The sequence below is a fragment of the Acinetobacter sp. V110_1 genome (assembly GCF_031798975.1).
Classification (GTDB): Bacteria; Pseudomonadota; Gammaproteobacteria; order Pseudomonadales; family Moraxellaceae; genus Acinetobacter; species Acinetobacter nosocomialis_A.
In genome coordinates this window covers 16224-33183 of sequence record NZ_JAVQNN010000029.1, presented here as the reverse complement: position 1 = coordinate 33183, position 16960 = coordinate 16224, and the positions used below count along the sequence as shown (strand labels likewise).

At 36.5% G+C, this 16960-nt stretch carries 14 protein-coding genes; 13 read left to right on the top strand and 1 reads right to left on the bottom strand.

Annotated elements, in window-relative coordinates; genetic code table 11:
* The first annotated feature begins 317 nt into the window (after positions 1–317).
* The 7 genes from RMA95_RS10920 (at position 318) to hisC (ending at position 7161) form a co-directional block, all read left to right on the top strand.
* Positions 318–1766: an RNA polymerase factor sigma-54 gene (locus tag RMA95_RS10920; RefSeq protein ID WP_311070524.1), complete on the top strand. Its 1449-nt coding sequence runs from the start codon at positions 318–320 to the stop codon at positions 1764–1766.
* A gap of 169 nt (positions 1767–1935) precedes the next feature.
* On the top strand, positions 1936–2274 hold the full coding sequence (hpf, locus tag RMA95_RS10915; RefSeq protein WP_001167461.1) for a ribosome hibernation-promoting factor, HPF/YfiA family: 339 nt from the start codon (positions 1936–1938) through the stop codon (positions 2272–2274).
* Positions 2275–2412: 138 nt separating this feature from the next.
* Positions 2413–2664, top strand: coding sequence for a BolA family iron metabolism protein IbaG (gene ibaG / locus RMA95_RS10910; protein ID WP_002050455.1), 252 nt, complete (start codon positions 2413–2415; stop codon positions 2662–2664).
* Positions 2665–2670: 6 nt separating this feature from the next.
* The gene (gene murA / locus RMA95_RS10905) at positions 2671–3927 is read left to right on the top strand and encodes a UDP-N-acetylglucosamine 1-carboxyvinyltransferase (protein ID WP_311070520.1); all 1257 of its coding nucleotides are present in this window, start codon (positions 2671–2673) and stop codon (positions 3925–3927) included.
* Entirely contained in the window at positions 3927–4610 is a 684-nt protein-coding gene (gene hisG / locus RMA95_RS10900; RefSeq protein ID WP_311070517.1) for an ATP phosphoribosyltransferase, read from the top strand. Before murA ends, hisG begins: the two co-directional genes overlap by 1 nt.
* A 105-nt stretch (positions 4611–4715) precedes the next feature.
* On the top strand, positions 4716–6005 hold the full coding sequence (hisD, locus tag RMA95_RS10895) for a histidinol dehydrogenase (protein WP_311070514.1): 1290 nt from the start codon (positions 4716–4718) through the stop codon (positions 6003–6005).
* A gap of 70 nt (positions 6006–6075) precedes the next feature.
* Positions 6076–7161, top strand: a complete 1086-nt coding sequence (gene hisC / locus RMA95_RS10890) for a histidinol-phosphate transaminase (RefSeq protein ID WP_311070512.1) — start codon at positions 6076–6078, stop codon at positions 7159–7161.
* Between the two features lie 3 nt (positions 7162–7164).
* Here the strand turns inward: hisC and RMA95_RS10885 are convergent, their stop codons facing one another.
* A complete protein-coding gene (locus tag RMA95_RS10885) occupies positions 7165–8553 on the bottom strand; it encodes an anthranilate synthase component I family protein (RefSeq protein WP_409070583.1) in 1389 nt (462 codons plus the stop codon).
* Positions 8554–8871: 318 nt separating this feature from the next.
* Here RMA95_RS10885 and RMA95_RS10880 point away from each other — a divergent pair, with 318 nt between their 5' ends.
* From RMA95_RS10880 to RMA95_RS10855, 6 genes are all read left to right on the top strand, one after another.
* Positions 8872–9720: a DUF6160 family protein gene (locus tag RMA95_RS10880; protein WP_311070510.1), complete on the top strand. Its 849-nt coding sequence runs from the start codon at positions 8872–8874 to the stop codon at positions 9718–9720.
* 298 nt (positions 9721–10018) lie between these two features.
* Entirely contained in the window at positions 10019–10852 is an 834-nt protein-coding gene (locus tag RMA95_RS10875; RefSeq protein ID WP_017393200.1) for a C39 family peptidase, read from the top strand.
* 44 nt (positions 10853–10896) lie between these two features.
* The gene (locus tag RMA95_RS10870) at positions 10897–12081 is read left to right on the top strand and encodes a transporter (RefSeq protein ID WP_263612972.1); all 1185 of its coding nucleotides are present in this window, start codon (positions 10897–10899) and stop codon (positions 12079–12081) included.
* 12 nt (positions 12082–12093) lie between these two features.
* The gene (locus tag RMA95_RS10865) at positions 12094–13758 is read left to right on the top strand and encodes an outer membrane protein transport protein (RefSeq protein ID WP_311070506.1); all 1665 of its coding nucleotides are present in this window, start codon (positions 12094–12096) and stop codon (positions 13756–13758) included.
* A gap of 14 nt (positions 13759–13772) precedes the next feature.
* Positions 13773–14951 carry a putative pilus assembly protein FilE gene (gene filE, locus RMA95_RS10860; protein ID WP_409187558.1) on the top strand — a complete coding sequence of 393 codons (1179 nt, stop codon included), beginning with the start codon at positions 13773–13775 and terminating at the stop codon, positions 14949–14951.
* Positions 14952–14969: 18 nt separating this feature from the next.
* Positions 14970–16919 carry a protein FilF gene (locus RMA95_RS10855; RefSeq protein WP_311070502.1) on the top strand — a complete coding sequence of 650 codons (1950 nt, stop codon included), beginning with the start codon at positions 14970–14972 and terminating at the stop codon, positions 16917–16919.
* Positions 16920–16960: the final 41 nt, after the last annotated feature.

The window sequence follows — 16960 nt, the reverse complement described above, 5'->3', positions numbered from 1 at the left end:
TGATGGTAGTGTGGGGTTACCCATGTGAGAGTAAGTCATCGCCAGCTCATTATTCCAAACACCTCAATCTCGAAAGAGATTGGGGTGTTGCTTTATGCGGGGAATAAAGGCGAAGTTTAATCCACTAAACAACAAATCTTTCCGATAACTAAAATAGATTATTAGACGCAGCTCGAAATAACTTTAATATTATTTTAGAGGAATAAATTACTATTTTTCTCATGAAATGCGGAGTCAATATATAGGAGAAACCATTACTATATGCTATAAATAGCAAATAGGCATGATTTTTGCTTGTTTTTTGGAAAGAGAAATATATGAAATTATCTGTTGGATTGAAAGTTGCGAATTCTCTATCGTTAACGCCTCAATTGCAGCAGGCAATCCGATTACTGCAGCTTTCAAGTTTAGAATTAGAGCAAGAAATTCAGATTCAATTAGATAGTAATCCATTACTTGAAAAAGTGGAAGATGAATCACTAGTAGAAAGTTTATCCACTTTAGAAAAAAAAGAAGCAGATGATCTTACGACAGAGTTAAATGCAAACCATTTACCAGATGACTTGCCTGTGGATACTGAATGGGATGATATTTATACCCATCAGTCTACAGCTTTAGCTACCCCTGAGTTTGAAGAGCGTGAGGATAACCGTCAAGTTCAGATGACACTTAAAGAGCATATGTTAGAACAAGTCAACTTACTGCACTTTTCAAAAATAGATCAGTTGATTGCTTATTGTATTGTGGATGCGTTAGACGATAAGGGATTTTTAGATGCTGAGATAGAAGAAATTATCTTAGCTGTACAATATTTATTAAATGACATGGATGTTGAGGAAGAAGTCGAAGAAGATGAGGTCTTAGTTGTTTTAAAGCATATTCAACGCCTTGATCCAATTGGTATTGGAGCTCGTAATCTTGCTGAGTGCTTAAAAGTTCAGTTAGAGTTTTTGCCTAAAGAAACTGAATATCTAAAAGAAGCTAAAAATCTACTTCAATATTATGAATTATTGATTGCGAACGATCTCAATAAATTATTAAAGCAAACAGGTCTTTCTAAAGATCAGTTAAAGTTTGCAGTTGATTTATTAAAGACATTAAAGCCTTACCCAGGTATGGATTTTGAAAAGCAAGAATCAGAATATCAAATTCCTGATGTAGTAGTTGCTAAGAAGGATTTACATTGGCAAGTTCAGTTAAATCCTGATGTTATGCCAAAACTAAGAATTAATTCTTTTTATTCGAGTATGATTCGTAGGGCTGATCAGAGTGATGATAATTTATATTTGCGTAATCAGTTGCTTGAAGCCAAGAATTTTATAAAGAGTATCGATGAGCGACATAAAACTTTATTAAAAGTCGCTACTTGTATTGTTGAGCATCAAAAAGCATTTCTTGAAATAGGTCCTGAAGCAATGAAGCCATTAGTACTACGGGATGTTGCTGAAGAAGTGGAGTTGCATGAGTCTACCGTTTCTCGGGTTACAACAAATAAATACATGCTGACACCACGTGGACTTTTTGAGTTGAAATATTTCTTTTCTAGTCATGTGGGAACAACAGCTGGAGGGGAGGCTTCCTCTACCGCAATTCGGGCTATGATTAAAAAGTTAGTTTCTAATGAAAATCCACGTAAACCGTTGTCTGATAATGCAATTGCTAGTTTATTAAAAGATGAAGGGATAGAAGTTGCGAGGAGGACTGTAGCAAAATATCGTGAATCGTTACATATTCCATCGTCATCCGAAAGAAAAGTCTTGATCTAAATTTTGAAGTATGACTATTCTAGATATTCATTATGACGAAATAATGAAATTTCAATTTCACCAAGAGGAGTAGCTAAAATGATTTAATTGTCCCAAATCATCTTTTTTAGATTGCATTAAATCGTTTTAGTTCTTCTTTATATAACCCAAAAAGGTGAGGGATAGAATTATGCAAATAACGATTCGTGGACATCATTTAGCAATTACACCAGCTATAGAAGAAAATATTAAAGCAAAATTTAATCAGTTAACGAAACATCTTGATCAGGTGAATAGTATGCAGATTAAATTAACGAAAGATCATCAGATTGATAAGCGCTCACATAAAGGTAGCTCTAATCATGTGGCCGAAGCGATAGTCCGGTTACCTGGAATTGAACTATTTGCTCAAGCAACAGCAGATGATATGTATACTTCAATTAAAAAACTGACTGAAAAATTAAAAAAACAATTGTTAAAATATCGAAAAATGCAATGCACGTATTCACAAGTTGCTGTTTCTATTTAATAAGTTTTTAATAATTGAGAGAGGCTTGAAATATAGCCTCTTTTTTATTGATAAAATATAAACACGTACTGAATTCTTTGAAAAAGTTATAGTAAAATACTTCGTTTTACACCGTAGGTTGTGCCAGAGGTCTTTGCAATGAATAGTGAACAGCTCACTCAAATTTTAAAAGAAGCTTTTCCTGAAGCGGAAGTAGCGGTGAGCGGACAGGCTGGAAAATTTGACCTCCGTATTGTGGATGATCAATTTGAAGGTAAGCGTACTGTTGCCCGTCAACAAGCAGTTTATGCACCATTAAATACTTATATTGCAAGTGGCGAAGTCCATGCCGTAACAATTCGTGCGATGACCAAAGATGAATGGCGCAAAGCAAGCCTTTTCGGAGCTTAAATATTAATGGATAAATTTTTAATTACGGGCGGTGTTAAGCTCGAAGGGGAAGTACGCATTTCTGGTGCTAAAAATGCGGCTTTACCATTACTTGCGGCAATGATTCTTGCTGACTCTCCAATTACATTAACCAATGTTCCAAATCTTAAAGATGTAAATACTTTGGTGAAATTAATTGGTGGTTTAGGCGTCACGATCAGTTATGAGAACGATACGGTCAAAGCTGATACCTCTACTTTAGATAACCAGTTTGCGCCTTATGAACTTGTAAAAACAATGCGTGCATCTATTTTGGTATTAGGGCCATTATTGGCACGTTACGGAAATGCCAAGGTTTCATTACCTGGTGGATGTGCTATTGGCTCTCGTCCAGTAGATCAACACTTAAAAGCCCTAGAAGCATTGGGTGCACATATCGAAGTTGAAAATGGTTATGTACATGCCACTGTTGATGGTCGTCTGAAAGGCGGCGAAGTGGTTTTCGATATGGTCACTGTAGGTGGTACAGAAAATATTTTAATGGCGGCTGCTTTAGCGGATGGTGTAACTACTATTCGTAATGCTGCGCGTGAGCCTGAAATTACTGATCTTGCTCAAATGCTTATTAAAATGGGCGCAAAAATTGAAGGTATAGATACAGATACACTAGTTGTTACTGGTGTGGAAAGTCTACATGGTTGTGAATACGCAGTTGTTGCAGACCGTATTGAAACGGGATCTTACTTAGCTGCAGCGGCTATTACTGGTGGTCGTGTAAAAACAACACATACAGATCCTTCATTACTTGAATCTGTTTTAGACAAATTTGAAGAAATGGGTGCTGAAGTCACTCGTGGTGATGACTGGATTGAATTGGATATGTTAGGTAAGCGACCTAAAGCAGTAAGCTTTAGAACTTTACCTCACCCAGAATTTCCAACCGACATGCAAGCGCAAATTATGGCCGTAAATGCAATTGGTCGTGGATTTGCAACGATTTCTGAAACCATTTTTGAAAATCGTTTCATGCATGTTCCTGAATTGTCACGTATGGGTGCTAATATTCAGGTTGAAGGCCATGATGCTGTAGTGACTGGGGTTGAAAAACTACAAGCAGCTCCTGTAATGGCAACAGATTTGCGTGCTTCATTTTCTTTGGTTTTAGCAGCTTTGGTTGCTGAAGGTGATACAGTAATTGACCGTATCTACCATATTGACCGTGGTTATGAGCATGTCGAAGAGAAACTTCAAGGTTTAGGTGCCAGAATTAAGCGAGTAAGTTAATGAATGACGTAAGAAACGATGATCCTAATTTTGATGTAATGGGTAATTTTGATCATGGTTTGACCTTGGCACTGAGTAAAGGGCGTATTTTAAAAGAAACTTTACCTTTACTTGCAACAGCAGGTATTAACTTGCTTGAAGACCCGGAAAAATCTCGTAAGTTGATTTTTCCTACAACACATAAGCAAGTTCGTATTTTGATTTTACGTGCGTCTGATGTGCCAACCTACGTTGAGAATGGTGCAGCTGATTTAGGTGTAGCAGGTAAAGACGTACTTATGGAACATGGTGCTCAACATGTTTATGAGTTACTGGACTTACAGATTGCAAAATGTAAGTTAATGACTGCTGGTAAAGTAGGAATGGAACGTCCAAAAGGTCGTTTAAAAATTGCAACTAAGTACGTCAATCTAACACGTCAATACTATGCAAGCTTAGGTGAGCAGGTGGATGTTATTAAGCTTTATGGTTCTATGGAGCTAGCACCACTCGTTGGTTTAGGTGACTATATTGTTGACGTAGTTGATACTGGTAATACTTTACGAGCAAATGGGCTTGAACCATTAGAAGAAATTTGCAAAGTATCCTCACGTCTTATCGTTAATAAAGCGAGCTTTAAGCGTAAGCAAATTTTATTAAACCCAATCATTTCCCAACTTGAACAAGCTGTTCAATCACGTTAAAAGTAATTTCCTATCATGCTTTTGCGATAGTTGTAGATATGATGCCCACAAGGCCTTAGAAAAAGAGTAAACTTGGTTTTTCTTTTTCGCCTTGTGGGTAAATTGATGCGACGTTTATCGACTCAAGATCAGAACTTCAAACAGGTTTTTGCAGAGCTTTTGGCTTTTGAAACCGTTAATGATCCTAATTTAGTTCAAACAGTAGATCAAATTATTGCTGATGTACGTCAGCATGGTGATGATCATGTTTTAAAACTTACTCAACAGTTCGATCGACATTCAGCGCATCAATTTTCCGATCTAGAATTGTCTCAACAACAACTGAAAGCTGCGTTTGATGGTTTAAATCAAGAGATTCGTGAAGCCCTGCAACTTGCGGCTGACCGTATTCGTACATTCCATGAGGCTCAGAAACAAGATAGCTGGACTTATGTAGATGACTTGGGTAATACCTTAGGACAAAAAGTGACTCCTCTTGACCGAGTTGGGATTTATGTACCTGGTGGTCTTGCATCTTATCCTTCTTCTGTACTTATGAATGCAGTACCAGCACATGTGGCAGGTGTACCTGAAATCATTATGGTGGTACCTGCACCAAATGGTGAATTAAATCCATTAGTTCTTGCTGCAGCTTACCTTGCGGGAGTTAGCCGAGTGTTCACTATTGGTGGGGCACAAGCTGTTGCAGCTCTAGCTTATGGCACTCAAACTGTTCCACGCGTAGATAAAATTACCGGTCCCGGAAACCGATTTGTAGCAGCAGCTAAACGTGCTGTATTTGGTCAGGTCGGTATTGATATGATTGCAGGGCCTTCTGAAATTTTAGTATATGCAGAAGGAGTGAATAATGCTGAGTGGTTGGCGATGGATGTATTATCTCAAGCTGAACATGACACAGTCGCTCAAGCCATTTTTATTACTCCAGATGAAGCTTTGTTAGAAGCTGTAGAGTCTGCAATTGAAAAACATTTAAGTGAATTGCCAAAAGCTGATATTGCACGTACATCGATTGAAAATCGTGGGGCTTTAGTTTTAGTAAAAGATCGTGCAGAAGCAGTTGATTTGATTAATCAGGTTGCACCAGAGCATTTGGAATTGTGTCTTGATGATGCCGAAGCAATGAGTCAAGACATTCGTCATGCAGGGGCAATCTTCATGGGACGTTATACACCTGAAGCAATTGGTGATTACTGTGCTGGGCCAAACCACGTATTACCAACATCTGGCACAGCTCGTTTCTCGTCACCACTGGGTGTATATGATTTTCAAAAGCGCTCTAGCTTGATCATGTGCTCAAAAGAGGGTGTAAAAACATTAGCTAAAACTGCTGATGTACTTGCTGTTCAAGAAAATCTTGATGCTCATGCACGCTCGGCTCGTTATCGTTATCAATAAGCTTTAAGCCTTGTAGAATTTTTAATGATTATTCAGGGCTGACTTTTCAGCCCTTTTTTGAGATAAGACTATGACTGTATCTACAGCACAAATGCGTTTTTGGAGTCCTGAGGTTCGTGAGTTGGAGCCTTATGTGCCAGGTGAACAACCTAAAATCCAGAATTTATTGAAATTAAATACCAATGAAAATCCCTATCCGCCATCACCAAAAGTAGTAGAAGCAGTTCAAGTTGTGCTACATGAACAAGCTGATGCTCTGCGTCTATATCCAGATCCAGATGCGACAGCATTAAAACAAGCAATTGCAAAACAACAGAATATTGATGTATCTCAAGTTTTTGTGGGTAATGGTTCTGATGAGGTATTGGCTCATATTTTTAAAGCATTTTTCCTTCAAGATGAGCCAATTCTGTATCCGGACATCACTTATAGTTTTTATCCAGTTTATAGCCAGTTTTTTGGAACAAAAACAAAAGAAATTCCACTTAATGAGAATTTCGAGATTGATGTCAAAGAATATGCACAACCCAATGGTGGCGTGATTATTACTAACCCTAATGCACCAACCAGTATTGCGCTCAGCTTGGCAGAGATTGAACAAGTACTACAAGCCAATCCAGATCGTGTGGTTGTGATTGATGAAGCTTATGTTGATTTTGGTGCTGAGTCAGCTGTAAGTTTGGTAAACCGTTATGAAAATCTTGTGGTGTGCCAAACAACTTCAAAGTCTCGTTCTTTGGCTGGTTTACGCGTCGGATTTGCGATTGCTCAGTCACACTTGATTGCAGCACTTGAAGCGGTAAAAAATAGTTTTAATTCATATCCAATTGATCGCTTCGCTATTGCAGCAGCTGTTGCTTCTTTTGAAGATCAAGCTTATTTTGAAGAGCAGTGTCAAAAAGTTATTACAAGTCGAGAAAAACTGGTTAGTGATTTAACTGAACTTGGCTTTAATGTTTTGCCATCAAAAGCGAATTTTATTTTTGCTTCACATTCGCAATATGATGCTGCGCAATTAGCCCAGAAGTTGCGTGAGCAGGGCATTATTGTCCGTTATTTCAATAAGCCTCGCATTAATCAGTTTTTACGTATTACGGTCGGAACAGATGAGCAAAATGCACGTTTAGTTCAAACTTTGAAGCAAGATATTCTTTAAAATTTATTCTGCTGTGCTGTTCATCAAGTTCAGCATAGCAGAGATTTTATCTAAGCTTTCTTGATATTCAGCCTCAGCCTCTGAAGCGATAGTAATACCGCCACCTGCCCAAATAGAGAGCTGGTTTTGATATTGTTGAAAGCTACGAATCAGAATATTCCAACGTCCAGTACCCTCAAAATTAAAATACCCCAAAGTCCCGCAATATGCTCCTCTTGGCGCACCTTCTAACTCTTCAATAATTTGCATTGCTCGAATTTTAGGGGCACCAGTAATTGAGCCTCCTGGTAAAGCACTAAGCAACATTTGCATAGGATTAATATCATTTTTAAGTGTAGCCGTAACTTCACTTACCATATGGTGAACTTGATTGAAGCTTTCAATTTCGAATAATTTTGTTGTTTTTACCGAACCTGTATTGGCATAAATGCTCAAATCATTACGTAATAAATCAACGATCATGACATTTTCGGCCTGATCTTTTTGAGAGTTTTTTAAGGTTTGCTTTGAAAGCAAATCTTGTTCTTTATTTTCGTAACGAGGCATTGTGCCTTTAATTGGTCGGGTTTTTATTTGCTTATCTGTATTAAATTCAATAAATAATTCAGGAGAGCAACTTAATAACTCAAACTCTTTTAATTTTAAATAACCAGAATATGGAGCATTTGTTAAATTCCATAAAGCTTCTGCTTTATTTAATAATGTACCTGTAAAAGTTGTATTAAACTCTTGTGTCAGATTAATTTGATAACAATCTCCTGCTTTAATATATTCTTGTATTTTGTGGAAAGCAGTTAAATATTTATTTTTAGACCAGCGCGGTTGAATATTTTGTTCTATTTTAAAGTTATTTTTGTTTGAGCTGTTATAAGGTTTTTTTAATAGTTCTATAATACAATTAAAAATTTCTATAGCATTAGTTTCATCACTAAAAAAGTACCATTCATTATTTATATTTTTAAGAAAAGAAGAATAAGAACCTATAAATAAAGAGGGCTGTTTATGTATTTGATTATTTATAAATTGATTCGCAGAAAAGTCATAACTAATAAAACCAATATAACCTCCATTGAAGCTTATTTTTTCTTTACTTTTATTTTTTAGTTTTTCATCGTGAAATTGAGTAAATGCTAAAAGACTTTGTGTGTGAGAGGATTTTTCGTAACGATTTAGATCAGTTTTATCAAATAATTTTTTTTGATTATTTTGAATAATTAAGTATTTTTTTGGCAAAAAACCAATAATTGGGTTGTTATCATCATGAAGATATACAAGTCCAATTAACTTTTCTAATTTTTTTAAAATATCGGCAGCCGATTGATAGCTTTCTAAAGAGATTTTTTTCTTTAACTGTGACATTTTAAACATGTAAGCGCTTGGAAGAGGTGACATAGTTTACTACAAGTTCCAGCCCATCAGACGGATGAGTCGAAAGAGTTTAATATTTCGTGGAAAAAATAACCGAATAATATCTCAGTTTTAAAGACAATTTATAAGCGTGATCAGGCAGTCAGCATCTGTACCGTTTGTCGGGTAATTGGCAAAAAATGCATTACAGTAGTTGAACAAAAATTAACGTAGCTGTAATTTAGTAATTGCTAAGCAAAACTACTCAAGGATTGGAAGTTTCGGTTGCCATAAAAGAAAAATGCAATTTGAGACAGTAAGAGTGGTTAAGTCAAAAAATAAATGCTCTTGGGAGAGTGCTCAATGAAAATGTTCACTAAACTTGCTTTAGTTTCTTCTTTAGCTATCAGTGCAAATGCAATGGCAATGCAATCAATGGATGATGCAGCGCTTAGTGCTGCTACAGGTCAAGATGGTATTAATATTGGTATTGCTTTGGGTTCTGGTGGTATTTCTATCGATAAGCTATACCTACATGATAATGATGGTTTAGCAACATCCACAGGTATTACAGGGTCTTCAGGTACAGCGGGTTCAATCGCAATTAGTGGTGTTACTGTAACTCAAAAAGGTACAGGAAACCTTTTAGATTTAAAAATTGATACAAACGGTGCTTCAGGCTCAAACGGTGCTTTCTTAAACGTTGCAGCAACAGTGGGCGCAGTTGATGTACATGTAGGTTCAATTGGCGTAGGTACTTCTGGTACATTAAATACGACTACTGCTGTACGTGGTATTACTGAAACAGCTCCAACTGAAATTATTTCTGGCTTAGATTTATCTTTGGGTCAAATTTCTGCAAATGTTCAGTTAGGTTCAACTCCGCAAGGCGCGATGATCAAAGTGAACTCTAGCTTACAAGGTGGTTTAACACTATCTAACTTCGGTATTAATGATGCTGCTGGTGGTGGTAAAATTGTCCTAGACAAAGTAATGGTTCGTGGTTCAGGTAATACAACTGGTGACTTGGATGTAAATGCGAACATTTCTGTTGTTCCTACAGGTTTACGTATCCAGAATAACAGTACACAAGGTATGAACGTTTATGCACAGGGCGTACACCTAGGTGCAGCGGGTAATGCTTCAATTGGTGATTTAGAAATCCAAGGTTTAAATGTAGGAACGTCTACAATTACTATTTCTGGTCACTAATTTAAAGTCTGATAAAAAGCGCGTTTATACGCGCTTTTTTATTTATCTTAATAAAATTCAATCTTAATCTTTTCTATTTAAATAATATTAGCTCATATAATAAGAAAGAATATAAAACATTTGAAATGAGAATTAATTATCAGTTTATAAATGTAAAACTATGCATTCATCAAAAAGATTAAAAAAAAGCTGTTTTTTACAAAAAAAAAAGGTATCTTCAACACACAGGGATGTAGAGCTATTGCTCTAAGAATAAAATGAATAAGGCCGGTTAGGCCACCATTTAGACCAAGTGCTTATGTTAGAGATAGTTTTAGGCTCAGCATTGATGTATTACTTTGCGACAGAAGCCTTCGAAATAGAAAAAAAGCCGCCGGGAACTGTTTATTATACAGAGACTGCCGATTCACGTAATTTATCATTCCATAGAAACCATATTGAACCTGTCACAATAAAACCGGCTGTAGAAGATCAGTTTCGTGGCATTGTTCGACAAGCCTATGATTATAGTTGTGGTTCTGCTGCACTTACGACTTTATTAAATGGCTATGTTGGAACAAGTTTAACTGAACAGCAAACAATGAGTGGCTTGCTTCAGTATGGTGAATATCAACGTATTATTGAGCGCCGAAGTTTCTCATTACTTGATATGAAGCGTTTTGTCACAGCAATTGGCTTGGACAGTGGCGGTTATCGAGGTGAGTTTTCTGATTTAGTTAAACTAGGTCAGCCTGCAATTGTGCCTATTTCTTATGCAGGTTTTAAACATTTTGTCGTATATAAAGCTTATAAAGATGGAAGAGTATATGTAGCTGACCCTGCTTTAGGGAATATCAGCTTTGATGAAAGTCGTTTTAAACAAATTTGGGATAATAATACTTTATTTGTTATTTCTGTTCCTGAATCACAGCGTAAAGATTTATTGGCATTAAAAGATGCAGATATGCGTCATGTAGAAGATGCTACGGTCAATAGATATGCTTTTGTTGATGTTCAATATCCAGCATTTAACTTTGATCGTTTAGCAAATAAAGCTTCAACCATGAGACGTGTACTAGATAACGATAATCATTCGCCGACATATGGACAGCCGATAGAAACCTATATGCGTCTTTATTACAAACGCAAATAGTCAATTTTAAAGTTAGTAAAATAAATAAATTGGGTAGGAAAAACATGAATAATCGATGGATGAAGATGAGTGTGTTGGCCTTAAGTATGAGTGCCATTACAGGGACAATCTATGCCGAAGATCAAGTACAGCAAACACAAGTATCTGGTACGAATCAGACTGTAACAGAGGGAATAGAAAGCTCTGCTTCTTCAGAAGCTACTAGTTCTGGTTCAGTCTCAACAGATAATACTACGCAAACATTGAATGCAGTAGATACAAATGCTGTAGCCCCAGCTTCGAATAGTGAGGCACATCAAGCTGCAAGTGCATTACAGAAAAAAGAAGGGGATGCTAGTCAGGAGACAAACTTACAAGAAGTATTTACTTCAAATGAACGTCAATATTCTTTGATTAAGAAGGGCGTGATTTCTTCTTACTATGACCTTGATTACACTTATTATCGTGATGCTCGTATTGATTTAGCCTTATCGGATAATTCTTCTCAACTTAACCGTTTACGTGTTGAAGAAGATGCTAACCACACATTAACGAATAGTTTTACTTTCCAATATGGGGTATTAGATAACTTAACGTTGTCTGCAACTCTTCCTTTTGTTGCTAAGTCTGAGATTATTAAAGATAAAACAACAGCTGGTTTAGGGGATATTTCTTTTGGTGCACGCTGGGAACCTTTTCCATTAAAGCAAGGCCGTTTACCACTCGTTCTTTTTGGTAGCGTATCAACTAAAACAGGTGATAGTCCTTATGAAATTGGTATAGATGAGCTGTCAACAGGTAAGGGATATTACTCGGTTGGTGTAGGGGCGAGTACTCGAAAATATATTGATCCAGTTGTTCTCTTCGCTTCTGCATCTGCCAACTATGGATTTAAAGAAAGTGGTCTTAATCAAGCCCGAGGTTCACGCATTTTAGAATCTTTTGATCCAGGTATCAGTGGCGGTTTCTCATTTGGTTTTGCCTATTCATTTAACTATGACGTGTCTTTGACGATGTCATATCAGCAAAGTTTTAATACAAATGCTGAATTCCAATTTAATAATGGTGAGTCTTATAAGTCACCAGATCAAAGTAGTGGAATGTTATCTTTTGCTTTAGGTGTTCGCGTTTCACCTGAAACGATTGTTAATGGTACTGTTGGTATTGGTTTAACCGAAGATGCACCAGATATTTCTCTTGGTTTGTCGTTCCCGTTAGATATTTTAGGTTTTAACAAAAAACAAAAATAAGGAGATAAGCAGGTGAAATATCCTAAATTATGTCCTTTAACGGCGGCAATTGTTATCTCCGGTTTTTCTAGCTTTGCCAATGCTCAATTAGGACAAAACCTAGCTGTTGATATTCGCTCACTATCAATGGGGAATGCTGTAACTGCAGACCCTCCTGGTATTAGTGCAGTTCACTTTAACCCTGCAGCCTTAGCAAAAATTGATGGGCTGCAAACAGATGTGCAAGGGATTCTTGCTAACTTTGATATTAAGCGTGAGTTCTCGGCTCCCCCTGGTTATAACATTTTTGGTTATTCAGATGACCCTCTCGTTTGTAATGATGGTCCGGAAGTTTCTGCCAATATTTGTACAGATTTTAAAGGAACAGTTCATGGTGATGTCGAGTACGCAAGCCTATATGTACCTATTCTTAAAAAAATGGTTGATCTCGGAGCAGGGTATCCTCTAGTTGCTCCTACTGCCGGAATTGCATATAAACCACCGGGCTCAAAAGTTACTTATGCAACAGCAATATATGCGCCGTTAGTAGCAGGATTTGGAGCAGAGAATGGTAATCCTGGTAATTACATGGGTAAACAAGTTGCTGTAGAACGGATCACTTATTTATCCCCATCGTTTGGTTATCAGGTAAATGATCATTTATCAATTGGTGCTTCTATAGGGATGTCCTATAACGCAATCGCTTTAAATACTGATCTACGTTTTCCAAATGAGATGATTGGTGTATTGCGTATGGTTGATGATGTGGTATGTGCACCTTTCAAAGACAATAACGATATGATTACCGATCTATTGTTATTGGGAATTTGTAATGCAAAAGAAGGTATGAATCCATTTGGTAAAATGGGTTCATTGCAAGTTTCGTTAGAACAATCATTAAGCCCAAGTTATAACCTGGGTTTACTCTGGGAACCAACAGATGATTTTGGTTTTGGTATGGTCTATCAAAGTGCTGCCAAGATGCGTTTAAAAGGCAAATACATGATTGATAATGCCAGAGCACCTCAAGAATTAATCAAAGGTCTTAACTCATCAGCTACGGGTCAAATTTTAGCTGCCATTCTCGGATTACCGGGTTATGTTCCTGATACTGAGTCTGGTTTAGTTGCAATGGATCTCGAGTACCCAGCACATTTCCAAGCGGGTATTAAATATAAAATATTACCAGATTTACAAGTTAACTTTGATGTGGGATGGACCGATTATTCTGCTTGGGATAAATTTAAGTTTGAATTTGATCGTCAAATTACGTTATTAAAAGTGGCTAAGCTTTTATCTAATGACGTTACCGATAATTCATTATCATTGCCACTGAAATTTACCTCGCCGTGGAGCTGGGGGATTGGTTTTGAATATTCAGCAACTGATCGCTTGAAATTAAGGGCAGGTTATGAGCCTCGTGCCAGTGCGATACCTGATGATAAACGTAATACCATGGTCCCGATCAATAATGCACAATTATTCGGTCTTGGGGTGGGGTACCGTTTTGATGCGGATACTGATCTAGATCTTTCAGTGGGTTTCTTACGTAGTCGTGACAATATTCGAGCTTGTACGAGTACATTATCAAACAAGTGTGGTGTCGATAATATTTTATTAAACCCTTATTCTGGTTTAGATGTAAAAACGAATACAAAAGTTACAGTACTTGGTTTGAGCTATAGAACAAAATGGTAAAACAATATAAAAGGATGTTTCGACCTAGATTTGCTATCTCAACTTTATGTGTTGCGATAGCAAGCATTTCTGTATCTTATGCAGATGGGTTCTATACAATCATTGGTCCAGATGGCCGACCAATGATTGTGCCGAGTAAAAAAGTTGAACAGAAGCAATCAAATATTAGAGTCGAAGCACCGAAGCAAGTTGCGCAGCCTAAATCTGTCGTTATACCTGTTCAAGAATTACCTAGTGAAAATTCTCATAATTCCAAAGAACCTAAAAAGTTTGAACCACGCGTTACAAAAAAATTAAATACTGCACCGACTGCACCGACTGCACCGACTGCACCGACTGCACCGACTGCACCGAATCAAGAGCCTCCTTTAACAGTGAGTAAAGCTCAGAAAAATGAAGTTAAAAAGCAAACTAATACTGTTAAGGAAGAAAGTACCCCAGCTAAAACTCCTTCATCTGTACCAAGTGCTTCACAAGCTGTTTCAACTCAAAATTCGCTAAATGATCCATCTAAATTTACGAGTGTTGATGGCGTAGAGTATGTAAATAATGAATATCTTGAAGACCAAGAGTTTAATCTTGAAGGCAAAAAACGCTTTTATGTTATGCCAGATGGTTTAGGACGAACAGAGTTTATTGAGCGGAAAAAGGGTGTAAGTAAATCTACATTAGAACAGTTTTTTAATAAACAATCTCAAGATGATCAAGCAGTGATTGTTTTAGCTCCAACCTATATACGTCTGTCTCAAAAAGAATTAGAAACAACTTTTGAGCAAGATAAGTGTTTTGTTCAAGGCTACAAAAAGTCAATCAAAGTGCTTGGATCTAAAAAAGAAGTAAATTTATGGCCTCGTAAGCCATTAAAAGAAAAGTTTGAATACGAGCTAGTAAAACTAGATCCGTCTGTACAACATTTACAGCTTATGTCATTTGCAGCAAATAACTCTACGCCTCTATATTATTGGCCTTTAGTTATATTTTTAGATGAGAAGGGTTGTATTTTAGAGGGTGCAAGTGGTTTCAAGAGCAAGTCTTATCCTTCTACGATATTACAACATGCATCAATTCAAGGTACTTTAAAAGTACCGCCTCATGCACGTTATATGATGTTAACTCCGTTATCTTCCTCTGTAGATGTAGCAGAACATGAGTTATCTAATCAGGGACAGATTCAAATTTCAGTATTACGTTAAAAATAAGTAGGGTATCTAATGAATAAAAAATTATTATGGCCTTTTGCATTAACCACATTGGCAATGATGCTGAATGGTTGTGGCGGTGGCAGCTCGACAATTAATGAAGATCCAAGCTCTGGTAGCAATAACGGAAACTTATCTTCTGGCAGTTGTACACCGACTACAAGTAATATTGGTGCAGAAGATACAACTTGTTTACAATTTGCTTTAGATTATCCGATAGCTGGTATTAATTTTGATTGTAGCTCGGCTACAAATTTTCATTATGCTACAAAATTTTCAGGAAATGCTGTAATTGGATCATGTAAAGTTGGTGATACAGCACGTTTTTATATTCAAAGTAAAGATAATAAAAAGGTTTACTTAGGAAACGTTAATCTTGATACAGTTGGAAAATTTACTTCTGTTAATCCTAATACCAAGCAAAGCAATCCTATATATTTAAGAATACTAGATTTAGCAAGTGGAATTACAGGAAAAACACCAGCAAGCTTAGATAAAAATGATGAAACTATTAAAGTAGCAATTGCTTTAGTAAAAATTTTTCAAAGCATTGGTGTAGAAAATAGCGATAATGTCATCGGTGATATACAGCCAACTCAACTTACAGATACCAAAAAAGACCAACTTACGAAGATTTCTCAGAGTATAACAGCTACAGAGTTCCAGAACGGAGCTTATGCAAGCATTTTGAAACCATGGTTAGATGTAGATCAAATTTCTAATGATGAAGCGTATAGGCTTTTAGTACAAACAACTAATTTAAGTAATGCAGGTATTCTCCAAGCATTCAATTTATTTCTTAACTCCTCAGTAATACTTCAAGATTATCAAGTGTTTAATGGGTGTAATAGAGCTACACGAGAAGAATGTTTTAATAATACACTTAACTTACATCATTCAACAGATGATCTTTATTTATTATCGGATCGTCAAGGCTATACGCTAGGATATGGACTACAGTGGAAGGGAAATGCTATTGTAATAGATAACAAAGTACAGAATCCTTATTTGTTAACCTCAAAAGTTAAACCAGCTAAACTCAATGTAAATGCACAAAATAATTGGTTAAACCCAGTTAGTCGAGAAGTTCAGTCAACTACACCACTCCGTTTGAGTTTTTCTAATAATCCAAGTGAAGATTTACAGATTTATCAGGGAAAATTCTTTAATGATTATGCATTAGCAGGCACAGAGGCATTCTATAAATCCTTGACAAAACTCAATACAGGTAATCCGCAGCATTATGGACTCTGGCGTCAAAATGTGGATGGGGATAGTTACAATGGTATATTGAGTATTATTAAAAGTAGCCCTATTAGTTATCTAGAGAGAAATGTTTTTAGAACATCTGGTAATGTAAAAACAGGTGAAAATTATATTTTTCCTCTTTATGCTACTTTGACATTCAATTTTTCAGATACCACTATTCAACCTGTAAATTTAGGTATTGTGATTGATGAGCATGGAGATATTCGTACTGATATTAAACAAAATTCAACATCAACTGACATGTCGGGCCAATGTGCTACAGTATCAGATGAAAGCTTAGTTGATAGCAATGGTGTGCAACAATATCGAATTGGTACTACAGCAGCGACAGTTAATGACCCTTTAAATGCTGATCAATCTATATATGTCCGTATGATTTTATCTAATACTAAATTTGCCAATATCGATGGTGTTATGGTTGGGCTGACTTTTGTAGGAGTTTCTCCAGGCCCTGCAAAATTGAATCTATTTAACTTATTGGCAAATAAGGTAGATAGTACAAGCATAGATTTTGATAATAATACTCCTTGGTATAATCAATATGCGGCTGCTCAGGATAGTTATAATAAGCTTGATAAAGTAACACCTACTGAAGATGATAAAGCTTTAGCCAAACGCAAATTGGGTACAGTCACAATTAAACTAGCTGATCAGTCTATTCCAGCATGTAAAGCAATAAAAATTAAATCTTAATTAAACAAAATAAAAAGACCGCAAATGCGGTCTTTTTTATT